Below are 23,853 nucleotides of genomic sequence, written 5' to 3'. Positions count from 1 at the left end.
AGAGAAAGAAATGAAAAAGGGTATATTAGCACTATTGATTGTTTTAATCTTAGGTGTAGCTGTATACGAAGTAAAAAATTTTAATAGCAATATAAGCAGTAATTTATCTACTAAGCAAAAGCCTGAAAATCCAAGCGGTTCTACTACAAATCAAACAGATCCTTCAGTAGTGATTAATCCTACTTCTGTAAAAGTAAAAGCTCCAAATTTTAAGCTTAAAGACTTAAATGGCAAAGAAGTGTCTTTGTCCGACTTAAAAGGGAAAAATGTATTCTTGAATTTTTGGGCAACATGGTGTCCTCCTTGTAGAGCTGAAATGCCTGATATTCAGAAGCTATATGAGGAAAACAAAGATAGTGATTTTATAATTATCGCTGTAAATATAGGAGAAGATAAAGATACAGTTAAATCATTTATAGATTCAAATGGTTATAAATTTCAAATATTACTAGATTCTGATCAGAGTACAGCATCCGAATACAGCATAACAGGAATACCTGCTTCATTTTTTATTGATAAAAATGGAAACATAATTTATAAGAAAACAGGTGCTATGACCCTCGATGAAATGAAGGTCCATACGAAAGATCTCAACAAATAAACCCGGTAAAAATTACCGGGTTTATTTATATACCTATCAAATATTTATTCCTTTATATCCAGAATCTTCAATAGCTAATTTTATTTGCCTGCCTAATTCATATTCTAATCTACCGTTTTTTATTCTTTTATTGCTTTATTCTTTTTACAATAAAAATATACAGGTAATCCTATTAAAGTTATTGCTAGTCCTAACAAAGCACTAGAAGGTGAATCTTTGAATGTAGCAAATAATAAGTAGCAACCTCCACCAAAACCTACTATCGGTAATATAGGGAATAATGGAACATGATAAAGTTTTGGATTACGAGTTACTCTCTTTCTAAGAATAAATACACCACCAATACCTAAGTTAAAGAAAATCCATAAAACGAATACAATTAAGTCAGTTATTGAGTTAAATGTACCTGTTAGTATATATATTATTGAAACTATTGCTTGGAATATTAACGCATTAATAGGAGTACCTAATTTAGGATGTAGAGCACCTAGAACATTAGCTGCTGGCAGATGTCCACGTTCACCCATTGCAAGAGTGTATCTAGCACCACAGGTTAACATTCCATTTAAAGTTCCAAATACAGAAATCATCATTCCAGCTGTTATAAATGCAGCGCCTGCTGATCCAAAGAGTTTTGTACACACATCTACTCCTATTTTTTGTGAATTTGCTGCAACAGCACCTGGTAATACATTGAATATAGCTGCATTAAATGCAACGTATACTCCCATAACAGTTAGTATACCTATAACTACAGCTTTTGGTATATTTTTTTCAGGTTCTTTCATATCAGCAGCTAGTGTACAGGTAGTAACCCAACCATCATATGCCCATAATACACCAAGTAATGCAACTCCAGTACCAGCGCTTTTCACATTTCCTATTGTTGCAAAACTAATATCATGTGCGCTTCCGCTAATTAAACCAAAAACTATAATAGCGCCAATCGGTAAAAGCTTTCCTATTGTTGCTGCTGTTTGCAGCCATACTCCATATTTAGTTGAAATTATCTGCGCTATAACCAATATTATAACAAGAGATATAGCGAAGATCTTCTGCTGCACAGCAGTCATTGGTAAAAAGAAGGTTGCAAATGTAGCACAGGCTATTGCAACTGCACCACATGTTCCTGGCGCATTTACTAATGCTGATACCCAACCAAATAGGAAACCAATAGCTTCACCATATAGTTCTACTAAATAAGTGTATAATCCACCAATCTTAGGTATATAAGCGGCAAGTTCTGCAACAGTAAGAGCAGCAGCTATAGTAATTACTCCACCAAAAACCCACATTAAAAGGGCTGCACCTGTGGAACCAGTATTTCTTAATACTACTGCAGGTTTTAGAAATACTCCGGAACCAATTACTAGTCCTATTACATACATAATACCTTGGAATACATTCATCGTCTTTTTCAGTTGTTGTTTCTGATCTTGGCTCATGTAATTTTCCCCCTAATGAGTATATTTTTATATTTATCTTTTGATTCTTATAATTTATCTATAGCTGTTTTTAATCTATTTAAAACCTCTTGAACTATTGATCTTGGACATGCAATATTCATTCTAATATAACCTTCACCTTCAACACCAAATGCGTGTCCAGCATTAAATGCTACCTTCACTTCATCTATCATAAATTTAGTTAACTGGTCTTTATCCATTCCAAGCTCCCTACAGTCAATCCATATTAAATAAGTTCCTTCTGGTCTATTCGCCTTTATCTTAGGTATATATTTATCACAGTAATCCTTTACTAAATCAACATTTCCTTGTAAGTATTCTAACAGCTGCTCAAGCCACTCTTCTCCATGTCTATATGCAGCTTCAGTTGAAACAAGGCTAAAACAGTTATTTCTTTTAATATCAATTAAAGTCCATGCATGATCAAATATTTGTTTTTCTTCTTCAGTTGGGAAGATTACATATGAAGCCTGTAAGCCTGCAATATTAAATGTCTTACTTGGTGCACTACAAGTTATAGAATTTTTGAAAAAGTCTTCTGAAATCATACCAAATGGTACATGTTTATTACCTTTGTATATAAGATCAGAATGTATTTCATCAGAAACAACTTTAACGCCATATTTTAAGCAGATATCTCCAAGTTTTACCAACTCTTCTCTAGTCCATACACGACCTACTGGATTATGAGGATTACATAATAGAAGCATTTTAGCTCCTGATTTAGCTGCTTCTTCTAAGTTCTCGTAATCCATTACATAATTCCCATCAACTAATTTTAATGGATTAATTACTAACTCTCTGTCATTGTTTTTTACAACATCAAAGAATGGAGAATAAACAGGTGTTTGAATTATTATTTTATCTCCTGGCTGAGTAAATTCTTTGATTATTACATTTATTGAAGGAATAACCAATGGGCTATGAATGATATGTTTAGGGTCAACCTTCCAACCATGTCTTTTTTCTAACCATTGACTAATTGACTCATAATAAGAATCTGGTCTTGATGTATATCCGAATATACCCTGTTCTAATCTTTCTCTCATTACATCAATTACAGGTTGTGGTGCTTTAAAATCCATATCCGCAACCCACATTGGTATTAAGTCTTCCTTTCCATATTTAAGTTTTAACTCATCGTATTTAGCCGCAAAATTACTTTTTCTGTCTATAATTTCATCAAAATTATATTTCATTTTTACTCCTCCTTGTATGGTAATTTTTATTTTCTTAATAATTAATTTTAATGTATTTGCAAATACATTATTTATATAAGCAATTATGATGCCAATATGCAATATAACAAATTTCATTTGATTTATCGAATAGTTCATTAGCAATTCGCAAAATAAATAGGATAAACGGGTTATTTAAAATCTATTTACCCCATTTATCCCATTTTAATATTAATTTTTATTAAAACACATTTGTAATATAATAAAATTAATATTAAAATTTATTATAATTAACCTGCTATCCCTTAAAATAAATTGCGCTAAAATTAATGGAGGTAACATGAAAAAAATAGCCGTTATTACAAACTTTTCAACTGTGGCAGAACTACATAAAAAAGTATTAAAAAATTTATTTTTAGATGTTATAACTGTGGATACCTACTCCTTTGATAACGATCCTATTAACCATATAATAGATGCAGATGTACTACTAATATCTCTCTATTCTATATACGTAGAAATAAAAAAATATATACCTGCAAATGCAAAAGTAATTATTCTAACAACCACAATTACACAAGAACAATATGAAAAGATTATTAAAATTCCACCTACCTCACAGATACTGCTAGTAAATTATAGCCCAGAAATGACTATGGAAACATTGTCCTTATTCAGACAAATTGGTTTAACCCAATATGATTTTATTCCTGTTTATCCTGGTAAAAAAAATATTCCAAAGCTTGATATTGCCTTAACACCTGGTGAAGCAGATAAAGTTCCATCCTTTGTTAAACAAATTATTGATATAGGACATAGAACTCTAGATATTTCAACTTTAAGTGATGTAGCTATCAAAATAGATCGTGAAGACTTGTTAAGAAGTGATAAATTTTTAAAGTACTTTAAAAATTTAAAGAAGGCATCAAGCAGCATTTCTACATTATTAGATAGAGCAACTATTCTAGAGAGTAGGTTCTTTGAATTACTTAATGTAATTGATGAAGGTATTATTGCTACTGACGTAAACGGAATTATTTTTGCCTTAAATAAAAAAGCTTCTGAAATATTTAAGCTAAATTCAAAGAATATTGGAATGAACGTTCTAAGTGCTATCCGCCATTCTTCAATAAAAAAAGCAATTGAAAAAAAGACATTAATTGATCAGGAATTGATAAATATTAATGGTAATTACATTTCCCTCCAAGTTGTGTCTGTTAAAACAGCAGGCGATATAACTGGATTTTTAATTATTTCAAATATATTTGAGGAAAAGGAAAAAAGTCAGCATAAATTGAGAACCCAACTGCTCAGCAAAGGACACAAAGCACGATATACATTTGAGAATATTATTGGAATTAGTGATATTATTGAAGATACTAAGAATATGGCTAAAAGAATGGCTAAATCAAATTCATCCATACTAATAACTGGAGAATCCGGAGTTGGAAAAGAATTTTTTGCTCAAGCTATTCATAACGCTTCAAATCGAAAGAATTATCAATTTGTAGCGATTAATTGTGCTGCCATTCCTGACAATCTTCTTGAAAGTGAACTTTTTGGTTATGAAGAGGGTGCTTTTACTGGAGCAAAAAAGGTGGAAAGATGGGAATGTTTGAAATAGCCCATAATGGAACATTATTTCTTGATGAAATTGGTGAGATGCCTTTGCAATTACAAAGTCGTTTATTAAGAGTAATTCAAGAAAGAGAAGTTATGCGTATTGGTGGAGAAAACATTATCCATGTAAACATAAGAATTATAGCTGCTACAAATAAAAATTTGAAGCAATTAGCAAAAGAAGGTACATTCAGAAGTGATTTATACTATCGCTTAAATGTGTTACCCCTAACAATTCCACCTTTACGAGAAAGAGGAAATGATGTATTAATATTCTTTGAACATATAAAAAATCAAATAGGTGCAACTTATAAACTATCCGAAGAATCAAAAAACTTTTTATTAAGATATAATTGGGAAGGTAATCTAAGAGAGCTAAGAAATTGCATTGAATATCTAGCATATCTTGAAAAAGAAACAATTGAAGTAAATGATTTAAATAAGTTCCTTATAAGTAATGATAGTACTGATCATAACATAACAAATAGTTTAGAAGATGTTAATTTAATGGATTGCAGAACTTTTATTCTTAAATGTTTATATGATTCTAGAAAGGAGTTAAAAGGTATTGGACGACGCAATATATTAGATAGAGCTCGTGAGGCAGGTGTCTTTATAACAGAAAGCGATGTAAGAAAAACACTTGATGATTTATCTAATAAAGGACTCATTCGAATTCAAAAGGGCCGCGCTGGAACGTCTCTAACTTCAGAAGGATTAAAAGAAGTATTAGAAATAAAGAAATAGATGAGAACATAGCCTCATCTATTTCTTTGCAAAATTTCTACGAAAACTTAGTAATACTTTATATTTTTTCTAGTTTCATTGCCCTCATAGCATTTAATACTGCTATCAATGCAACTCCAACATCACCAAATACTGCTTCCCACATTGTAGCTATTCCTAACGCACCTAATATCAAAATAACTATTTTGACTCCTAATGCAAATACTATATTTTGCATTACTATGCTTTTTGTTCTTTTAGCTATCTTTATTGCAGAAACTATTTTAGATGGCTCATCTGTCATAATAACTACATCAGCCGCCTCAATAGCTGCATCTGAACCTACTCCCCCCATAGCTATCCCTATATCTGCTCTTGCAAGTACCGGTGCATCATTAATTCCATCACCAACAAATACCAATTTTCCTTTTGATGATTTTTGCTTATCTAAAGCTTCAACTCTTTCAACCTTTTGATCAGGAAGAAGTTCTGAATATATTTCATCTAGCCCTAAATCTTCTCCTACTTTTGCAGCTACAACCTTGTTATCTCCTGTGAGCATCACTGTCTTTTTTATTCCTACTGATTTTAATGCTTTTATAGCTTTAGCTGAATCCTCTTTAACTTCATCAGATATTATAATATATCCAGCATATTGTCTATCAACGACTACATAGACAATGGTGCCAATTGATTGCATCTTATCATAAGGGATATTCTGTTTCTCCATCATCTTAATGTTGCCTGCAAGTATTTCTTTATCCTTAAATCTTACTTTGAGTCCCTGTCCCGGTATTTCCTCATAACTTTTTACTTCGCTCTTATTTATTTCTTTACCATAGGCTCTCAAAATTGAAGTTGCAATTGGATGATTTGAGTAACTTTCTGCAAAAGCTGCGTATTGTAATAGCTGATCCTTTGTTAAGTTATTTTTAGGTTTTATTTCAGTAACCCCAAATATCCCCTTTGTTAGTGTACCTGTTTTATCAAACACTACTATATCAACATCATTTAAAGCTTCTAAATAGTTACCACCCTTAACTAATATACCATTTCTAGATGCTCCTCCTATTCCTCCGAAGAAACTTAAAGGTATAGATATTACCAGAGCACAAGGACATGATACAACTAAAAATACTAAGGCTCTGTATATCCACTCTGAAAAACTTGCTCCACTTATAACTAGTGGCGGAATAAAAGCTAACGCAGCAGCGGCTATAACTACGAAAGGAGTATAATATCTTGCAAACTTTGTTATAAAGTTTTCCGTAGGTGCTTTTTTACTGCTTGCATTCTGAACTAAATCTAGTATTTTAGCTACTGTAGATTCACTAAATTCTTTTGTCACCTTAATATTTAAAAGACCATTTTTATTTATAAATCCAGCTAGAACACTGTCTCCACTCCGCACTTCTCTTGGTACAGATTCTCCAGTTAAAGCCGAAGTATCTACCATAGATTTTCCGTCAATTATCTTTCCATCTAGCGGAACTTTCTCTCCCGGTTTAACAACAATTATGTCTCCTATATTTACGTCTTCCGGAGATACCTTTTTTATAAGTATTCCATTCTTCACATTTGCGAAATCAGGTCTAATATTCATTAGCTCAGAAATTGACTTTCTTGAGTGGTTAACTGCAACATCTTGGAAAAACTCTCCAACCTGATAAAATAACATAACCGCTACAGCTTCTGGATACTGCCTAATAGCAAAAGCTCCTATAGTTGCAATACCCATTAAAAAATTTTCATCAAACACTTGTCCCTTAGAAATATTTTTTAGTGCCCTTAAAATAACTTCTCCACCTATCAGTATATAGCTAACAAAATATAATATAAACTCAACTGTTGATGAGAATTTAAATGCACAGGCTATTCCAAAAATTGCTGCTCCTATTCCTAGTCTAAACAACTCATTTTTGTCTAGCTCTTCCTCGGCTCCTCCATGGCTATGTCCATGCGAGTGCTTTTTATTTTTGATATCGCTTATCACTTTTACATCCGGTTCAATTCTATCAACAATTCTTTCTATATCTTCAACTATTCTTTTTTCATTCTCTCTATTTATAACCTCTATAGTTAGCTCTTTTGAAATAAAGTTTATAGAAGCTTCTTTCACGCCAGATATATTTCTAGATTCTCTTTCTATTTTAGCTGCACAATTGGCACAACATAATCCTTCAAGTATTAGTTTCTTTTTATAAGAATCGGACGTATTCATTTCATTTATCTTATCATTGGATTTTGCAGCATTTACATTATCTTTTCCAGCAGCTATAAGGCCCGCTGTTTTTTTGCTTCTGAGGTGTATTCTTTCTTCAAGGCATATTTTTTATTGGAGTTATTTACCTTTCTTACATTATTAATACTTACCATTCTTGGCTTTGATATTCTCACATTACCTTTAGGCTGTTTTAAGCTCTTGGATTTAGTGATCATTTTTATCTCCCCCCTTTAATAATAAGAATACTTTGGGCTATTTTTCATTTATATGTATTAGCCCCTGATCAAATATTTGTTTTACGTGCTCATCATCTAGAGAATAGTATACAACCTTACCTTCTTTTCTAAATTTAACTAGTCTAGTCTGCTTTAACACTCTCAACTGATGTGATATTGCTGACTGAGTCATTCCAAGTAATGCAGCCATATCGCATACACACATTTCTGATTGAAATAGAGCACATAATATTTTAATTCTTGTGGTATCTCCAAATACCTTAAACAGTTCTGCTAAATCGTATAGTGTTTCTTCCTTTGGAATACATTCTCTTACTTTAGTCACCAAATCTTCATGTATTATTGTACAATTACAACTTTCAATAATATTCTTTTGCTCCATCAAACTCATTTTCCTCCTTTTAGTCGGAACACTGGGTAATTCTGCTCCTTTCCCTTCGGGAACTGGGTAACTTAAGATGTTCGCTTCCGCTCACAAGTTACCCGTTAAAGTCCATTTAGGACTTTAACCTCCTCTTAATCTATACCGACTTTAACTTTATAATTCATTATATGTTTCATATGAATAATTGTTCATATATTCATTATATAAATATAATTATTTTCCGTCAATAGCTTGTACACATTATTTTTATTAGTTATGTTAGTAATAATATTAAATTTACCTTATAATATTATAGTATTCTAGTTTTTAATTTAGGCATCTTTTACTTGTTATTTTCTTTCAGATGCCTTAAATGAGGTGTGTATGAAAAACAAAAACTTACTTTTTAAGCTTAACTCCTTTTATTTTATAATTTATGGATTTATGGCATGTTATTATCCTTTTATTACTCTTTATTTTACGACCAAAAGCTTGAGTTATTCACAAATCGGTATAGCTCTCGCTGTTAACTCTTTAGTTGGAGTTATAGTTCAACCGGTTTGGGGATACATAACAGATAAATATTTGGACAAGAGGTCATCTCTACTTATATCAATAGTAATAAGCTGTATTGTTGTATTGTTATTTTCGCTAGTTAAAAGTTGGATATCAATATTAACAGTACTTATGATATTCATGATTTTTTTAAGCCCTATAGCCTCTTTAGCAGATTCCTATTGTTATGATTTAATGGAAAAAGATAAAGCCATACAATATGGCAAGGTAAGGTTAATGGGATCTGCAGGTTATGCTGTTATCGCTCTTGCTATGGGAATTATTATAAAAAAAACCAATATAAACAGTACATTTTATATCTATTTTATTTTATCTATAATTGGATTTTTTTTATTAAAAACTATACCGTTTAAAGGAAGACCTGCTGCTTACAAAATAAATCCAAAGGATTTATTAATGCTGACCAAAAACAAAAAATTTTTCATATTTATAGTAACAGTTTTTTTCATAAACATATCCATGGGTGCAAATAGCAATTATATTACAATACTTATACAAAAAACTGGTGGAGATGTATCTAATCTTGGGCTTCTATGGTTTGTTGTTGCAATAAGTGAACTTCCCGCTTTTTTCTTTGGAAACAAACTATTAAAGAAAGTTGGAGATATGAATCTCTATATAATTTGCTTTATTCTATACGTTCTTAGATATTTTTTAGACTCTATATGCCAAAATTATAATACCGTAATATTGATACAACTAATGCAAGGAATAACTTTCCCCTTGTACTTAGTTGCAGCATTAAACTATATTAACAGAATTGTACCTGAAAGAATGCGGACTTCTGGAATAACCTTATATTCCGCTATTGGGGCTGGACTAGGCAGCTTTGTCGGGAATATGGGCGGAGGTTTTCTTCTTCAGTATTCAAATGTATTTGTTCTCTATCAAATTTTATCCTTCAGCAGTGTTATTTCTCTAGTTGTATCTTTAGTATTAAAAAAGATGGATAAAGATTAGTTATAGTACAGAAGATGTATCTCTCTGAATGCCGCTGATAAGTCAAACATTTGGGTTAGATATCCATATTCAGTAACACTTTCAAAAATAGTACCATATTATAATCTATGGTACTTTGTATGAAGGAGTGTTTGTATTGGGAATATATCTTGATAATGCTGCTACATCTTATCCAAAACCTGATGTAATGATTAATAAAATGACAGATTATATGAAAAATATTGGCGCTACTGCTGGAAGAGGCGGATATAAAGCTGCTGTTGAAGCTGATAGACTAGTTTACTTTTGTAGAGAAATGATTTGCAAGTTATTTAACGGAAGTGATCCTGCTAAAGTCATATTTACTTCAAATATTACTGAATCATTGAATACTGTAATTAATGGCTTTTTAGTAAAAGGTGATCATGTTATAACAAGCGGCATAGAACATAATGCTGTATGGAGACCATTAAAAACGTTAGAAAGGGATAAGTGTCTAGAAATTTCAACGGTTCCATGTACTAAAGAAGGAATTACTAATGCAGAAGATGTTGAAAAGCTTATTAAACCAAATACTAGACTTATAGTTTTTACACATGCCTCAAATGTATTAGGAACAATTCAGCCAATAAGTGAAATTGGTAAAATTGCTAAAAGACATAATATAAGATTACTTGTAGATTCGGCTCAAACCGCAGGAGCATATCCAATTGATGTAGTAAAAGATAACATAGATATTTTAGCATTTACCGGACATAAAAGTCTTCTTGGGCCAACTGGTACTGGTGGCTTTTTAATAAACTGTGATATATGCATTGATCCTTTAAAAGCTGGAGGAACTGGTGGAGACTCAACACTTGAATTCCAGCCAGATTATTCACCAAATAGATATGAGGCTGGTACACCAAATGTTGCTGGAATTGTAGGACTTGGTGAATCTCTTAAGTATGTCCATACAATTGGAGTAGATAAAATAAGAGAAAAAGAAGAATCTCTTATAAATTATGCTCTAAAAAGACTTTCTGAAGTTAAAGATATAGAAATATATGGACCTAAAGATTCAACAAAAATAGTTGGAGTTATAGCTTTTAATTTAGGTGATATTCCTGCTGAAGATGTTGCCCATGAACTAGATGCTAAATACGATATAATGGTTAGGGTAGGACTTCATTGTGCACCAACAGCGCATACGCTAATGGGAACACTAAAAAAAGGAGCAGTTAGAATCGGCATAGGTTATTTTAATACTAGAAAGCATATAGATGTTCTAGTTAAAGCATTAAAAAGTATAAGTAAAAAGTAAATAAGAAATGCAGGTAAGTTATTGCCTGCATTTTTACCTATTTTTATTTATAAATTTCTACCAAAGTCCCAATAGGCGCATATTGTTTGATAATGTTTATATCTTCATTTGTGAGGGCAATACACCCATAAGTCCAATCATACTTACTGCCTCCTCCGTGAATACCCACTGCTCCACCTAGAGAGGTGTTCCATGGCGGCTGCCTTTTCTCATCTATAGCCTGTTTAATTCTATTATATGTATTCTTATCAATAAGACCTTTTTCTAATCCCCTTTGAGCATCCTTGATATTAGGATAACTCAAACCCATAAAGTATGTATATTTAGTTTCGCTAGTTCCGTAGCAAATATAGTAGCTTCCCTCTGGGGTCCTGTTATCTCCCTCTTTTTCTTTATCTTTCCATGGATCTCTTCCAAGTCCCATTTTAAACCTTCCAATAAGCTTTTCATCACCATAAAGTTCTAATATTCTTTTCTCTTTATATACCTTAATTGAATTTTGTGATGGCATGTCTTTAGGTTTATCAAAAAAGTTTCTGAACTATTCTTATTTTTTTCTTTATCGCTTTCTATAGAAGCTTGTTGGGATTTTTCTTTAATGCTGTTGTCGCTTTTTACATATTTTCTGATAGATAAACCAGAAATCCCTGATATTAATACTATTCCAAATATCAAAAATATAAAAGGAAAAGTTTTATGTTTATTTTTCATGCTATCACCTCATTCTATACTTTTGTTAATTAACTTACTTTTTAATATTCTCGTTATATTTTATTTTTTCTTCACTTATATCTTATCTTTATTATACAAAATATGGATACATTTGGGTAGTACTCGAATATATCAAAACAAAAATCATATAAAATAAATACAAAATTAAAATGAGTCATGTATCGATAATTAAAATCAATACTTGACTCATTAAATTAAACTCCTAGTACGGATTTAACCCATTTCATTATATTCTCACTATTTTCACCTTCAGATTTGAAATTATTATATCTTTTGCTATATTCATCTAACTTCTGTTTATATTCAGATAAATCCTTATTATATTGAATTAATTTATTATTATAATTTATAACTATATTATTCCACTCTTCACTATTACCTTTTCCCTTAAAGGTTTCCATTTGATTTTTTATTTTCTCTAACTCCTGGTGCTGTTTTTCTATTTTTATGCTCATTTCCTCAATATTTTTTTTATCACTTTCTAGTACAACGTTTATTTCTTTAATTCTCTGCTCATCTTTAGGAAATTCTCCAGCTTTTATATCAACTAAACCAGCTATACATACTATAAAAAAAACTAATATAATCATGGATATCTCTAATATAAATGATTTGAATCTTTCCATTATGTCCTCTCCTTTAAATTTAAAGTATAGTAACATTTTTTCTGTTAATTATATGACAACCTACTTTTACAATATGAACATCAATGGAAAAATATCACTAATTTTTACTAATTTTATTTAAAAAATAAAGAGAGATATTGCTAACGCAACATCTCTCTTTATCTAATTTCGTGTTTTTCCTTAATCTGCTTGCTACTAATAAATTTTCTTTTTACTTTTTGAAATCATATTTAGTTGTTATACACCTACGCCCATATAATTCTTACATTCATTAATGAAGTATTTCATATTTTTCTCGACTTCTTGTACTTTTTCTTTTGTCATATTTCCTCTACCTAATCTATCACAGGTGGAGAATAGGGCTATTTCATCAGCATTTACCTCTGAAAGCATACTCTTTATATCTGCAAAAGGTAGCTTTTTAACTATAAAAAGCGTATGCATGTGCCATCTTACTAGTGAAGATACCCTTCTGATAAACTCATCACTACATTTAAATTCTTTCAAAAAGTCTATAGCTATTTTTCTACCTACTTTATCATGATCATAAGAAGTAATTCTTCCTTTTCTCAACTTAGTAGTAGGAGGTTTTCCTATATCATGAAGAAGTGCCGCCCACATAAATGCTCTTGAATCCTCACTTTGTTTCTTTCTTTTAGCAGCTTCATCGACAACCATCATAGTGTGATCCCATACACTTCCTTCTGGATGATATATAGGCGATTGAGGTGTTTCAATTAACTCTCCTAATAATGTGAACGGATATAAATCTGAGAACACTCCACTTTTAACCAAATCATTAAGATATACTGAGGGTTTGTCATCATTCATTAAATGTCTATCAATTTCATCAAATATTTCATTTAAATTATCCACGATGATGTATCCTCCTTTATTAAATGTTTTGGTGTTTAGTATTTTCCCCAAAAACCTTTAAGATTATTTTCTATATCTTTAACACTTCTAACGCCTAAATTAGGATACCATTCTTTAGGGAAAAGCTTTTTATATTCTGAATCTGAAAATCTATCATCAACAAGAATTATAACACCTTTATCAGTTTCTGTTCTAATAACTCTACCTGCCGCTTGTAAAACTTTGTTCATTCCAGGATACATATAAGCATATTTAAATCCTTTATCATTTTCTTTATTAAAATAATCCATAATTATGTCTCTTTCCAAGCATACTTGAGGAATTCCAACACTTACAATAATAGCCCCAATTAACCTATCATATTTTAAATCTATACCTTCTGAAAATATTCCTCCAAGTACTGCAAAAGCTATCATAGTTTCTTCATTATTTTCCTTAAATTCACTTAAAAATAACTCTCTTTCTTCTTCTTTCATAGAGCTATCTTGAATTAAAGTCTTAATATTCGGATACTGTTCTTTTAATTCTCTGTAAACATCTTTCATATACTTGTAAGAAGGAAAAAACACTATATAATTCCCTTTTTTACTACTTACAATTGCTTTAATATACTGAACAATTGTTGAGTAACTTTTTTCTCTATATTTATATCTTGTCGGTACTCTATCTCCAATTAATATTGCTCTATTATCTGTCGAAAACGGGGATTGTAACCTCAAAATATAATCATTATCACATCCACCTAACATATCCTTAAAATAACTTATAGGAGTCAGCGTTGCTGAAAAAAATATTGAGGCTTTTGCTTGCCTTACTCTATCATATAGTAATGACGATGGATCTAAACAAAACATTTTTATTTTAATATCGTTATCTTGTTCTTCTATATAAGTAACATATGCATCGTTATAAAACTCTGATATTCTTATAAAGGTCAATATATTAAAATATAATTCTAACAACTGTTCATGTCCTTCTATTTTATTATTTTGAGTAAGCCACTGTTCTGATTCTGAAACAAGCTTTCTTAGTAAAGGATAAATATCTTCTAAGCCATTCTTTTGAATATGAGGATTTTTATATAATTTCTTTAATTTTAACATATAAGAGTTAACTTTATCTAAAGCTTTATATATTTTAGGTTCCTTATTCTTCATTACCTTCTTTAGTTCTAAAAATTTACTCTTATAAAGCTCTGCTGAAAACATATCTCTAGCTCTATCTACCAAATTGTGGGCCTCATCTATCAAAAAAACATAATTCTCATCATTATCAAAAAATCTCCTTAAATATACCCTAGGATCAAAAGCATAGTTGTAATCACATATGATACAATCCGCTAATAGAGCTAAATCTAGAGAAAATTCGAAAGGACAAACATTAAATTCACGAGAGTATCCTATTATTGTTTCTCTATCCATAATATTCTCTTTTGATAAAACTTCCTTTAATGCATTATTTACTCTATCAAAATGTCCTTTGGCAAATTCACATTCTTCTGGATTACAGGATGATTTTTCTTTAAAACATATTTTATCTTTAGCAGTTAAAGTAACTGATTTCAACTCTAGCCCTTTATCTTGCATTAGCTTTATAGCTTCTTCTGCTACACTTCTTGTTATTGTTTTAGCAGTTAAATAAAAGACCTTCGAAGTTAAATTTTCACCCATAGCTTTTATAGAAGGAAACAATGTAGATATGGTTTTACCTATTCCTGTTGGTGCCTGTGCAAAAATATTTTTTCCTTCTTTTATAGTTCCATATACTGCTACAGCTAATTCTCTTTGTCCTTTTCTATAACTATTAAATGGAAAATCTATATTTTTTATTGAATTAGTTCTTTTTATGTTCCAGTCTTTTATTAAATTAGCCCAGAAATAATATTTTTCTAATAAATCATTAAAAAAACTTTCTAAATCATTAATATTAAAATTTTGTATCAGCTTTTTAGTTTCATTATCATTTATGTTATAGTAAGTGATCTGTACATCTATATTTGGCAAACCATTTTGCAGGGCATATATGTAAGCATAACATTTGGCTTGAGCCCAATGGAGATAGTTGTAATCCTCATCTACAGTTTCCAAAGGTCTTGTTACAGTTTTAATTTCATCTATAATAAAATTATCTCCTTCTATTATTATTCCATCTGCACGACCTTCAACTATAAATAAAAAATCCTTATATTCAATATTATGCTTTAATACTACCTCAGCAAAATATTCCTTTTTTATACTTTTATTATTTACAAGTTCATCTATAGGAATTTGTTTTTCTTTAGAAAATTTATCTTTGTATTCTTTTTGGATTTTTTGATGGGCTTTTGTTCCCTCTAGTGCCCTACTACTTCCCGTAAATCTGCTATCCAAATCTCCACTTCTTAAAACAAATTCTACTAAATTTCTTACGGAAATTTTTATCTCATTGATTTGCATAAAATCAACTCTTTTCTCATTCTTAATCATTTCACATTAACAAAGCCAAAACCTTATTATAATATTTTATATAATTTATGTTTTATTTACAATTGAAATTTTACAGTATTTATGTGCATCTTTGCACCAAATCCACTAAAATTTATGATAAAATATTAATGTATGATAAATATATGCAGGATATTACTATAAACTATTAATTATTTAAATTTGCAAACGATAATAGCTTTGAATTTAAATTTTAATGAAATTTTAAATATAATTTATATATTAAAATCAAAAAACAGGGGGTACAGCATGAATAGATCTAAAAAGCTAGTTTTTGCTTTCTTTATTTCCGCAGCCATCATGAACAGTAAAAGTCTATTACATAATAATGTACATGCTGCTGGATTTTCACCTAATCCACAAAGTAGTGCTTACACTAGTAATACAAATATTTTTACTAAGTATGGTTATAAAGGTCAATGTACTTGGTTTACATACGGAAGAGCTCTTGAAAAGCTTGAAATATCACTTCCTTCTGAATTTTATGGCAATGCAGTAGACTGGTGGTATGCTAATGAAAAAGATCATGTATATAAATACGGCACTGAGCCAAAGCCTAATTCTATAGTAGTGTGGTCTGGCGGGAACTACGGTTATGGCCACGTAGCTTTTGTTGAAAGTGTCGAAGGAAATACTATATATTTTAATGAAGGAAACTTTAGTGTAAGAGGCGATTATGATGGAACTGTAAAATCTTTGTCAAAAGAAGAAATAAAAGATAGAGGTAACTTACACCTAAAAGGATATATTTACCTTAACGAAAAAGATTCTTCATCTGATGCTGATAAAATTCCAAGCAATTCTACACCACCATCTACCCCTAGCGAAACTAATTCAAAAAAGGTGTTGTAAATTTATCTAACACAAGTTCATCATTGAATGTTAGAAATAGCAATAATACTTCATCAGGTATCCTTGGTACATTGAGAAAAGGAGATACAGTAAGCATTGTTGCTACTTATGGAGATTGGTATAAAATTAAATTTAATTCGTCTTATGGATATGTAAGTTCTAAATATATAAGTACATCTACATCGGATGCTTCATCTAGTGTGCCTCCAAATACTAGTAATTCATCAACATCAACGGTTACAGTACCTACTTTAAAATCTGGCACTGTAAACTTGAGCGATAAGTCCTCTGCGCTAAAATTTAGAAGCACTCCTGGTGGACAAGTTATAGGTTCTTTACCACATGGCACAAAAGTAGGAATTCTAGAAACTAGTGGCAGCTGGTATAAAGTGAATATAAATGGAACTGTTGGTTATATATCTGCTAATTATGTATCGGTGTCTCAAACTCAAGGGACTGCTGCTGAATCGTCATCTGCTGCAACTTCTTCAGCTAGTAAAATCGGTACTGTAAATCTTAGTGATACATCATCAACATTAAATCTAAGGAATACCCCATGGACAGGGCGAGTATTATCAACTTTACCTTACGGAAGCAAAGTAGAAATTCTGGATAATAGTGGACGCTGGTATAAAGTGAAGGCTGGTTCTGAAGTTGGATATGTACACTCTGACTATATTAAACTATAAATGCATATTGTTATGCAATAATTCCATACGAAAAATTCAGTTATAGATTTGTAATTTAATAAAAAGCACTTTAGTAAAGGGAACCTAAATTTAGGTTCCCTTTAATTTCCACTATATGATGTAAAACTAAAATTTATTTATGTGTTGATATTTCAATATATCGATGTTATAATATGAACATAGTTCATAAAAATAATATATCGAAACTCATTGAAAATGTAAGAAAAAATCTATTAATTTAGAAGCTCCATTTCTCACATTGAAATATGAGATTTTTTTTAAAATCATATGAACTTAGTTCATATAAAAACAAATATTATTTAAATGAATTTAATCTAAAAAATTTAGTTTAAAAGGAGAAATGAATATGTTAATTTATGCAGTTGTTTTTATGAATTTAGCACTTTTATTTTATACAGTAGGTGTATGGGCAGAAAAACTTGGTGGGAAACTTAAACCTTGGCATTTAATAATGTTTTTTATTGGTTTAGCATGTGATACAACAGGTACATTAGTTATGGAGTCTATGGCAAAGACTTCCTCAACGGGAAGTTTTATTCACGGAATTACAGGTTTAATTGCTATAATTTTAATGATCATTCATGCTCTATGGGCAACTTATGTTTTAGTTAAAAAGAACGAAGCAATGATTGCAAAGTTTCATAAGTTCAGCATAGCTGTTTGGTTAATATGGTTAATTCCATTCTTATCTGGTGCTATTTCTCATATGAGATAAATATAGAGTCAAAAGACCGAAAGTTAACTTTCGGTCTTTTGATATCTTTACCTAAAAAATAGTGGCATTGCTATAATTAAAACTAACAATACAATTGTTATTATTATGCTTTCTATTCTTCCATAATTCATAGTCCAACCTATACCAAATCTTTTTTCAACAAAAAGCGATGGATCATCTTTGTTAACATATATACTATTTCCTAGTTTCCAATACTTATCATCATCTCTATCTACTAAATCACTTGGAGTATTAGTCTCTCTTTTTAATTTTATTCTACTTCCACCTTGCCCTGTTGTTAAACTCATATATATAGACAAAATAAGAACTAGACCTGTAAATGAAATTATAACTGCCATCATACCTTTTCCACTAGTATTTATGACTTGAAGTATGTTTAAATTTGTATAGGTAAAAAGTAGATTAATCAGTATAACCATAATTACCATGTATCCAGACCATCTACGCCTAAAAATTATATTCCTCTCTCTTGATTCTTCTGGATTAGATGCATTTATCTGCTGCTTTGACCATCCTATAATCTTGTATGAGAAGAATAATACCAAAGTCATAAAAAACTGTATAAAAGGCATTTGCAGCATAGCCTTATAGGATTTTTTAGTCCATCCATCTACCTGTCCTAATGCATTCCAGTGAGTAGGTATTAAATCTGGAAGTCTATCATAAACATTTATACCTATAATTATATTCACTATTATGATAATTCCAGGTATTATAAACCACCAAGGTGATACTAAAACACTTTTTCTCTTGTCTTTAGTAAAATTAGTATCTATAACTGTTGCTGACTTCTTAGTTTTATACCAACCACTCTTATCTTTAATCTCTTTTACTTTTTTATTTGATCTATAATAAATTAAAAATGATATTATTAAATATAAACATATACCTAGTATTGGAATAATAACCCAAAACTTTTCTGATGTGTATACAAGAACAGAAAAAACTAATATATAAATCACAGATATCACAAGGTTATTTTTAATATACTCTTTATATATACTGGTTAATTCTTCTCTTGCCACCTCTTCCGCTGGCACTCTAACACCAAAGTAAATATCTCTTCTTGTAAGTTTAGGTGTAATTATTTGCATTATAAGCATTATTATAACAATTGGAACTGTTGTTATTAGAGCCATAACTTTATCACTCATAGATATATTCCTCCATAGAATAGCTTTTAATATTGCATTATACAGTTATTTTCTTTTATAAACACTATATATTTCTTTACAAGCTTCAACAAAGTCTTCTTCACTAACTCCTCTACAGTACGCTTCCGATATAATAGACTCCAATTCTTCTTTTAGTATATCATCGTACTCCCCTGAAGAAGGAATAGGGATTTTATTTACTATCGCTCCCTTTCTCCTATCTATTGTTATAAATCCATCGCCTTTTAGAAGATTATATGCTTTGTTTACAGTATGCATATTAATACCTATGTCTTCTGCCATCTGCCTTACAGAGGGCAGACTCTCACCTTCATCCAATTCTCCTTTCGCTATACCTCGTATAATTTGATTCTCAAGTTGGGCATATATTGGTACATCCGATTCAAAATTTATTTTCAATAACATTTGCACCCTCCTAAACTATAACTTTGCCTCAAAAATCACTTAACTATTCTAATCTTTCGATTTACTAAACATATATTTGGATTTTATTATAAATATTAGACTAATTAAAGCCGCTACTAATATAATAGATTCAACTATCCATACATTTTTTATTTGTCCAGTTTGAAATAGCGCTGCTGGAAAATCAAATAGTGCATGTATTACTATTGCATATAAAAGATAAATATTTTTTCTATTCTTTACTCCATATAATACTAACAGTGATAGTGCTATATGAAATGTTACTGCTAAAATTCTTTCCACTCCTATAACTCCAAAGTAATATGGAGAGGAACTGGTTAAAACCTTTTTTAATAATTCTAATGAGTTAATAGGTACTTTTGCTCCAAGAGTTTTTTCAAATATTCCCGAATTTATTAAATTTGAATATACAATATACTGCAAACTCATCATTCCGCCTATTAATATGGATTCAATACCACCATGCCCAATGCCATACGCCATACCATCTTTCCATTGAGTTCTGCCTTTTAACAAAAACTTAAATCCGATAAATCTACCTACTTCTTCAAAGACTCCTGCTGCTAAACCTCCATACACCATATATACCCAAGGATTTGTAAGCATTGCAGCAGTTTGCGGATTTCTAACAAGAACATACCAATGAAGCATTTTCTCCAGTATCTGCGAAAACATTACAAATATTAAAACACCTACCAATACTGCTTTTATTGATATTTTATATTTTCTATAGAAATAGATTACTAATACAAGTGGCAGTACGAAAGATAAAAGCATGGATACAATCATAAAAGTTATTGATAAATTACTTACCATAATTAATCCTCCTTTATTATATTTGTTATATAAATAATAGAACAAATATAATAAAATATCAATCTTCGCCAAATATATTTTGCTAAGCGTTACTACTTAAATAACTTGTAATAAGCCCTTTTTTCTTTGCTTTCCTAATTGTATTTCAATTTTAATTATAGCTTTATCTATAGTGAATCTTCAACCGAATTTACAAGTAATTTTTTACTAACGAAAATTATAGGGTTCCTAAATAGAAAGTTAACTGACCGCCTAGAAACCCTATATCCCTACTTTTCAAAAATTATTTTTACATACTCCACATTATTTACGTCGTCATAATATGATTTTATACTACATCCTCTATAATCTATTTGCGGATTGCTTTTCATTATTTTATTTAAAGCAGCACTCACATCATAGGTAGTTTCATTATAATTTAGTATTTTCATACTTATGCTAGAAACACTATTCTCCATAGAGCTTTTAATTAGACCATAGAATTGATAGTAACTTCTTACTGTTGTAATATCTTGTCCATCATCATCCTTTTCTGGAACACTCAAATTGTAGTAGTTATAAGTTGTGCTATTGCAAGTTGGATAATTTCCATCCCATCTATGATCTTTAGATATTTGCTTATCTGTAATATTAAAATAAGAATGTCTAAGAACATCCTTCCCGTCACTTGTTATTGGATCATCCCAAGTTGGATCTAGTTGATAATATTGTTCCTCTATTTTAATGATATTCCAAGCATGTCCAATCCATTCTTCCCCATCTTTCGCCTCACCAATGGCTACTATAGTCTCTATGCCTACAGCGTCTAACAAACGCTTCATTGCCTTAGCATATCCTTCACAGACCCCAGTACCCTTAATAAGCACACCATAATCAGTATAAGATTCATCTGGCATATTTCCAGTGAAAAGTCTCTTATCATATGTAGAATGTGTTACCAAATAATCATGAAGAGCTAACTCTTTCTCATAATCTTTCATATTAGGCTTTATAACTTGTGCTACTATCTGATTGGTCTTTTCTTGTAGAAGTTTTTCCTTATCATCAATATTAATGTTGTTAGAATTCTGAGCTTGCGTAATAGTGCTATCTTTAATAGTAAAATTAAACTTAACAGGTGTCTTTAACTCTTTTCCTATTGAGGATTTAAGTCCACTATCAATTTCTAAGGTATAAGTCTTGTTGTTTTCATAGCTACTTAAAGGAGTTACATTTATTAATTTATTCTCTGAATTATAACTTAAAGTAAATTGTACTTTGTGATTCGTTCCATATTCATAAACCTGAATATAATCACTCATTTTAGTATAATCAACAGCATTATTAAATTTGATTGTCCAAACTTTTTTTGAATCTACTGCTTCTTTTGATTGCATTATCTTATAGTCTTCTTGTGCATGACAAACTCTACCAAAAATAAAAAATATAGAAAGTACAAAAGTGGCTATAAAGGTTGTCATATGTTTTTTACTGCAAAACAAATAGGTCACCTCCTAAAACTAAAATTACAAATTGTTATTAATATTATTTTCGTAACATTAATCTTATTTTTAATATAAGCAAAAAATAAAGAAGTTAGCAAATGCTTCCTGCTAACCCTTCAATTTAACTAATCTGCTCTTTTTTCTTTTAACTTCATAGGTCTGTTAATTCTCATGCCATTACTATCAAAAACTTTCTTTAAATGTTTTTCTGTTGTAAATACAGTTAACATTAATACTGGGATGAACGCAACTAAAGAAACTAAATATCCTTTACTTTGAAATAATGCAAATCCTACTTTCCCTAAAATAATTAGTATAACTCCAGCTATTATATATTGATTAGTAGAATATTTATTCCCTTCATCCCAAGTCTCCTGATTCTTCATTGATAAAGCTGTGCGGTAACCATACCATGAATTTATTTTTTTAGGTCTTACTATTTTAGGTATTATTCCAAATCCTAATGTTACTAATCCGAAAATTAATGAATATATCACTATACCCTCAACCCCTTTTCTAAAAAATCTTATTAATCAGATAATTATGTCACTATAATAAAACAAATTCAAGAAAAAATCTAGTCTATATTCGCAATTATTTTATTGTAAACCTGGATATATTATGCTTTAACAAATTTAATAAATATCTATTAATAAAATAATATTGATACGCTAACTTTTCTAATTATATATTAGTTTGCTTATTGTGTATTTTTTAGAATACTCTATATATATTAAAATTTTATACTTTTCTATATTTTATTCACAGCTTGTGGATAAGTCTGTGAATAACTTGTACATAATTTGTATATATCTTGTTTATTATTTAGTATTTTTTATAAAATGATTTAAATTCTAAGTAAAATAAAAACTTACATAGTGTCTATGTATGACCATGCAATCCAAACTTTTCTTTAAATCTTAAATTTTATGTCATACCTCCATCTACAGTTAATATTTGTCCGGTTATGTATTTCGATCCTTCTCCGCATAAAAATAGCACTGTTTTTCCAACATCCTGTCCGCTTCCAAACTTGCCCATAGGTATTTCATCTTCTAGTTCTTTTTTTTCATCTTCACTTAGCCAATTATTCATTTCTGTATCAATAACACCTGGAGCTATGGCATTTACCCTTATATTAGAAGGTGCTAATTCCTTGGCTAACGCCTTAGTGAACAGATTTACTGCTCCTTTTGTTGCAGAATAGATTGTTTCACAAGATGCTCCAATATTCCCCCACATTGAAGATATATTTATTATGCAGCCACATTTCCTTGAAATCATATGTTTAACTAAATTATGAGAACAATTAATTGTTCCTTTAAGATTTATATCTATTATTTGGTTCCACTCTTCTTCATTCATATCCATAAAAAGTGCAACTTTAGATACTCCTGCGTTATTGACTAAAATATCTACTTTTCCAAATTGTTCTAGTGCCTTATTAACAAGCATTCTTGCCTCTTCATAAATACTTACATCTGCCTTAACTGCTATTCCAATTCCTTTTAAATCTTTTATATATTCTAAAGTTTTATTTGCCTCTTCTTCATTAGATTTATAATTTACCACTACATTTACTCCAGCTTTTACAAGCTCTAAAACAATACTTCTACCTATGCCTCTTGATGCTCCCGTTACTATTGCAACCTTACCTTTTAAATTTTTCACTTATAATGTTCACTCCTTATGTTACTTAATTAG

At 30.3% G+C, this 23,853-nt stretch carries 24 protein-coding genes; 8 read left to right on the top strand and 16 right to left on the bottom strand.

Features of this window, described 5'->3' with window-relative positions:
- Window positions 1–10 precede the first annotated feature (10 nt).
- Window positions 11–601, top strand: a complete 591-nt coding sequence (locus tag RCG18_RS11460; protein ID WP_308041418.1) for a TlpA disulfide reductase family protein — start codon at window positions 11–13, stop codon at window positions 599–601.
- Between the two features lie 119 nt (window positions 602–720).
- Here RCG18_RS11460 and RCG18_RS11455 read toward each other — a convergent pair whose 3' ends face one another.
- Both RCG18_RS11455 and RCG18_RS11450 read right to left on the bottom strand, forming a co-directional pair.
- Window positions 721–2,046 carry an amino acid permease gene (locus tag RCG18_RS11455; protein ID WP_308041417.1) on the bottom strand — a complete coding sequence of 442 codons (1,326 nt, stop codon included), beginning with the start codon at window positions 2,044–2,046 and terminating at the stop codon, window positions 721–723.
- 47 nt (window positions 2,047–2,093) lie between these two features.
- The gene (locus tag RCG18_RS11450; protein WP_308041416.1) at window positions 2,094–3,266 is read right to left on the bottom strand and encodes a MalY/PatB family protein; all 1,173 of its coding nucleotides are present in this window, start codon (window positions 3,264–3,266) and stop codon (window positions 2,094–2,096) included.
- 319 nt (window positions 3,267–3,585) lie between these two features.
- Between RCG18_RS11450 and RCG18_RS11445 the strand changes: the two genes are divergently transcribed.
- Together RCG18_RS11445 and RCG18_RS11440 are read left to right on the top strand one after the other, a co-directional pair.
- Window positions 3,586–4,869 carry a sigma 54-interacting transcriptional regulator gene (locus RCG18_RS11445; RefSeq protein WP_308041415.1) on the top strand — a complete coding sequence of 428 codons (1,284 nt, stop codon included), beginning with the start codon at window positions 3,586–3,588 and terminating at the stop codon, window positions 4,867–4,869.
- Entirely contained in the window at window positions 4,857–5,612 is a 756-nt protein-coding gene (locus RCG18_RS11440) for a sigma 54-interacting transcriptional regulator (protein WP_308041414.1), read from the top strand. Before RCG18_RS11445 ends, RCG18_RS11440 begins: the two co-directional genes overlap by 13 nt.
- 58 nt (window positions 5,613–5,670) lie before the next feature.
- Here the strand turns inward: RCG18_RS11440 and RCG18_RS11435 are convergent, their stop codons facing one another.
- The 3 genes from RCG18_RS11435 to RCG18_RS11425 are packed head-to-tail and all read right to left on the bottom strand — an operon-like array spanning window position 5,671 to window position 8,433.
- A complete protein-coding gene (locus RCG18_RS11435; RefSeq protein WP_374119133.1) occupies window positions 5,671–7,920 on the bottom strand; it encodes a heavy metal translocating P-type ATPase in 2,250 nt (749 codons plus the stop codon).
- On the bottom strand, window positions 7,866–8,030 hold the full coding sequence (locus RCG18_RS11430; protein ID WP_308041413.1) for a hypothetical protein: 165 nt from the start codon (window positions 8,028–8,030) through the stop codon (window positions 7,866–7,868). The genes RCG18_RS11435 and RCG18_RS11430 overlap by 55 nt, the downstream gene beginning before the upstream one ends.
- Window positions 8,031–8,067: 37 nt before the next feature.
- Entirely contained in the window at window positions 8,068–8,433 is a 366-nt protein-coding gene (locus tag RCG18_RS11425; RefSeq protein ID WP_308042009.1) for a metalloregulator ArsR/SmtB family transcription factor, read from the bottom strand.
- Window positions 8,434–8,799: 366 nt separating this feature from the next.
- Here RCG18_RS11425 and RCG18_RS11420 point away from each other — a divergent pair, with 366 nt between their 5' ends.
- Both RCG18_RS11420 and RCG18_RS11415 read left to right on the top strand, forming a co-directional pair.
- Entirely contained in the window at window positions 8,800–9,951 is a 1,152-nt protein-coding gene (locus RCG18_RS11420) for an MFS transporter (protein WP_308041412.1), read from the top strand.
- Window positions 9,952–10,078: 127 nt separating this feature from the next.
- The gene (locus tag RCG18_RS11415; RefSeq protein WP_374119079.1) at window positions 10,079–11,233 is read left to right on the top strand and encodes an aminotransferase class V-fold PLP-dependent enzyme; all 1,155 of its coding nucleotides are present in this window, start codon (window positions 10,079–10,081) and stop codon (window positions 11,231–11,233) included.
- A 43-nt stretch (window positions 11,234–11,276) separates the two neighbouring features.
- On the opposite strand, the gene RCG18_RS11410 is transcribed toward RCG18_RS11415, so the two are convergent.
- The 5 genes from RCG18_RS11410 to RCG18_RS11390 form a co-directional block, all read right to left on the bottom strand.
- Window positions 11,277–11,744 (bottom strand): L,D-transpeptidase, encoded by a 468-nt coding sequence (locus tag RCG18_RS11410; protein ID WP_308041410.1) that lies wholly within the window; start codon window positions 11,742–11,744, stop codon window positions 11,277–11,279.
- Window positions 11,696–11,944 carry a hypothetical protein gene (locus RCG18_RS11405; RefSeq protein WP_308041409.1) on the bottom strand — a complete coding sequence of 83 codons (249 nt, stop codon included), beginning with the start codon at window positions 11,942–11,944 and terminating at the stop codon, window positions 11,696–11,698. Before RCG18_RS11405 ends, RCG18_RS11410 begins: the two co-directional genes overlap by 49 nt.
- Before the next feature lie 215 nt (window positions 11,945–12,159).
- Window positions 12,160–12,591, bottom strand: coding sequence for a hypothetical protein (locus RCG18_RS11400; protein WP_308041408.1), 432 nt, complete (start codon window positions 12,589–12,591; stop codon window positions 12,160–12,162).
- Between the two features lie 237 nt (window positions 12,592–12,828).
- On the bottom strand, window positions 12,829–13,422 hold the full coding sequence (locus RCG18_RS11395; RefSeq protein WP_308042008.1) for an HDIG domain-containing metalloprotein: 594 nt from the start codon (window positions 13,420–13,422) through the stop codon (window positions 12,829–12,831).
- Window positions 13,423–13,502: 80 nt separating this feature from the next.
- Window positions 13,503–15,932, bottom strand: coding sequence for an ATP-dependent DNA helicase (locus RCG18_RS11390; protein ID WP_308041407.1), 2,430 nt, complete (start codon window positions 15,930–15,932; stop codon window positions 13,503–13,505).
- A 267-nt stretch (window positions 15,933–16,199) separates the two neighbouring features.
- Here RCG18_RS11390 and RCG18_RS11385 point away from each other — a divergent pair, with 267 nt between their 5' ends.
- From RCG18_RS11385 to RCG18_RS11375, 3 genes are all read left to right on the top strand, one after another.
- Window positions 16,200–16,802: a CHAP domain-containing protein gene (locus RCG18_RS11385; RefSeq protein WP_308041406.1), complete on the top strand. Its 603-nt coding sequence runs from the start codon at window positions 16,200–16,202 to the stop codon at window positions 16,800–16,802.
- Between the two features lie 23 nt (window positions 16,803–16,825).
- A complete protein-coding gene (locus RCG18_RS11380) occupies window positions 16,826–17,491 on the top strand; it encodes an SH3 domain-containing protein (RefSeq protein WP_308041405.1) in 666 nt (221 codons plus the stop codon).
- A gap of 367 nt (window positions 17,492–17,858) precedes the next feature.
- Window positions 17,859–18,227: an HsmA family protein gene (locus RCG18_RS11375; protein ID WP_308041404.1), complete on the top strand. Its 369-nt coding sequence runs from the start codon at window positions 17,859–17,861 to the stop codon at window positions 18,225–18,227.
- 47 nt (window positions 18,228–18,274) lie between these two features.
- Here RCG18_RS11375 and RCG18_RS11370 read toward each other — a convergent pair whose 3' ends face one another.
- The 6 genes from RCG18_RS11370 to ymfI form a co-directional block, all read right to left on the bottom strand.
- A complete protein-coding gene (locus RCG18_RS11370; RefSeq protein ID WP_308041403.1) occupies window positions 18,275–19,402 on the bottom strand; it encodes a DUF1648 domain-containing protein in 1,128 nt (375 codons plus the stop codon).
- A 45-nt stretch (window positions 19,403–19,447) separates the two neighbouring features.
- On the bottom strand, window positions 19,448–19,828 hold the full coding sequence (locus RCG18_RS11365; RefSeq protein ID WP_308041402.1) for a GntR family transcriptional regulator: 381 nt from the start codon (window positions 19,826–19,828) through the stop codon (window positions 19,448–19,450).
- A gap of 48 nt (window positions 19,829–19,876) precedes the next feature.
- On the bottom strand, window positions 19,877–20,665 hold the full coding sequence (locus RCG18_RS11360) for a YhfC family intramembrane metalloprotease (protein WP_308041401.1): 789 nt from the start codon (window positions 20,663–20,665) through the stop codon (window positions 19,877–19,879).
- Between the two features lie 269 nt (window positions 20,666–20,934).
- Entirely contained in the window at window positions 20,935–22,146 is a 1,212-nt protein-coding gene (locus RCG18_RS11355; protein WP_308041400.1) for a transglutaminase domain-containing protein, read from the bottom strand.
- A 128-nt stretch (window positions 22,147–22,274) separates the two neighbouring features.
- The gene (locus RCG18_RS11350; protein WP_308041399.1) at window positions 22,275–22,646 is read right to left on the bottom strand and encodes an SdpI family protein; all 372 of its coding nucleotides are present in this window, start codon (window positions 22,644–22,646) and stop codon (window positions 22,275–22,277) included.
- A gap of 430 nt (window positions 22,647–23,076) precedes the next feature.
- Window positions 23,077–23,820: an elongation factor P 5-aminopentanone reductase gene (ymfI, locus tag RCG18_RS11345; protein ID WP_308041398.1), complete on the bottom strand. Its 744-nt coding sequence runs from the start codon at window positions 23,818–23,820 to the stop codon at window positions 23,077–23,079.
- Window positions 23,821–23,853: the final 33 nt, after the last annotated feature.

Source organism: Clostridium sp. OS1-26 (genome assembly GCF_030915445.1).
In the GTDB taxonomy this organism is placed as follows: domain Bacteria; phylum Bacillota; class Clostridia; order Clostridiales; family Clostridiaceae; genus Clostridium_AM.
Note: the sequence above shows the minus strand (reverse complement) of the source record. Positions and strands in the feature narration are given on the sequence as shown.

Excerpts from the sequence above, each read along its gene's own strand:
- RCG18_RS11460 (WP_308041418.1), top strand. The coding sequence starts at position 11 with ATGAAAAAGGGTATATTAGCACTATTGATTGTTTTAATCTTAGGTGTA.
- RCG18_RS11455 (WP_308041417.1), bottom strand. The coding sequence starts at position 2,046 with ATGAGCCAAGATCAGAAACAACAACTGAAAAAGACGATGAATGTATTC.
- RCG18_RS11450 (WP_308041416.1), bottom strand. The coding sequence starts at position 3,266 with ATGAAATATAATTTTGATGAAATTATAGACAGAAAAAGTAATTTTGCG.
- RCG18_RS11445 (WP_308041415.1), top strand. The coding sequence starts at position 3,586 with ATGAAAAAAATAGCCGTTATTACAAACTTTTCAACTGTGGCAGAACTA.
- RCG18_RS11440 (WP_308041414.1), top strand. The coding sequence starts at position 4,857 with ATGTTTGAAATAGCCCATAATGGAACATTATTTCTTGATGAAATTGGT.
- RCG18_RS11430 (WP_308041413.1), bottom strand. The coding sequence starts at position 8,030 with ATGATCACTAAATCCAAGAGCTTAAAACAGCCTAAAGGTAATGTGAGA.
- RCG18_RS11425 (WP_308042009.1), bottom strand. The coding sequence starts at position 8,433 with ATGGAGCAAAAGAATATTATTGAAAGTTGTAATTGTACAATAATACAT.
- RCG18_RS11420 (WP_308041412.1), top strand. The coding sequence starts at position 8,800 with ATGAAAAACAAAAACTTACTTTTTAAGCTTAACTCCTTTTATTTTATA.
- RCG18_RS11410 (WP_308041410.1), bottom strand. The coding sequence starts at position 11,744 with ATGCCATCACAAAATTCAATTAAGGTATATAAAGAGAAAAGAATATTA.
- RCG18_RS11405 (WP_308041409.1), bottom strand. The coding sequence starts at position 11,944 with ATGAAAAATAAACATAAAACTTTTCCTTTTATATTTTTGATATTTGGA.
- RCG18_RS11400 (WP_308041408.1), bottom strand. The coding sequence starts at position 12,591 with ATGGAAAGATTCAAATCATTTATATTAGAGATATCCATGATTATATTA.
- RCG18_RS11395 (WP_308042008.1), bottom strand. The coding sequence starts at position 13,422 with ATGAATGATGACAAACCCTCAGTATATCTTAATGATTTGGTTAAAAGT.
- RCG18_RS11390 (WP_308041407.1), bottom strand. The coding sequence starts at position 15,932 with ATGATTAAGAATGAGAAAAGAGTTGATTTTATGCAAATCAATGAGATA.
- RCG18_RS11385 (WP_308041406.1), top strand. The coding sequence starts at position 16,200 with ATGAATAGATCTAAAAAGCTAGTTTTTGCTTTCTTTATTTCCGCAGCC.
- RCG18_RS11375 (WP_308041404.1), top strand. The coding sequence starts at position 17,859 with ATGTTAATTTATGCAGTTGTTTTTATGAATTTAGCACTTTTATTTTAT.
- RCG18_RS11370 (WP_308041403.1), bottom strand. The coding sequence starts at position 19,402 with ATGAGTGATAAAGTTATGGCTCTAATAACAACAGTTCCAATTGTTATA.
- RCG18_RS11365 (WP_308041402.1), bottom strand. The coding sequence starts at position 19,828 with ATGTTATTGAAAATAAATTTTGAATCGGATGTACCAATATATGCCCAA.
- RCG18_RS11360 (WP_308041401.1), bottom strand. The coding sequence starts at position 20,665 with ATGGTAAGTAATTTATCAATAACTTTTATGATTGTATCCATGCTTTTA.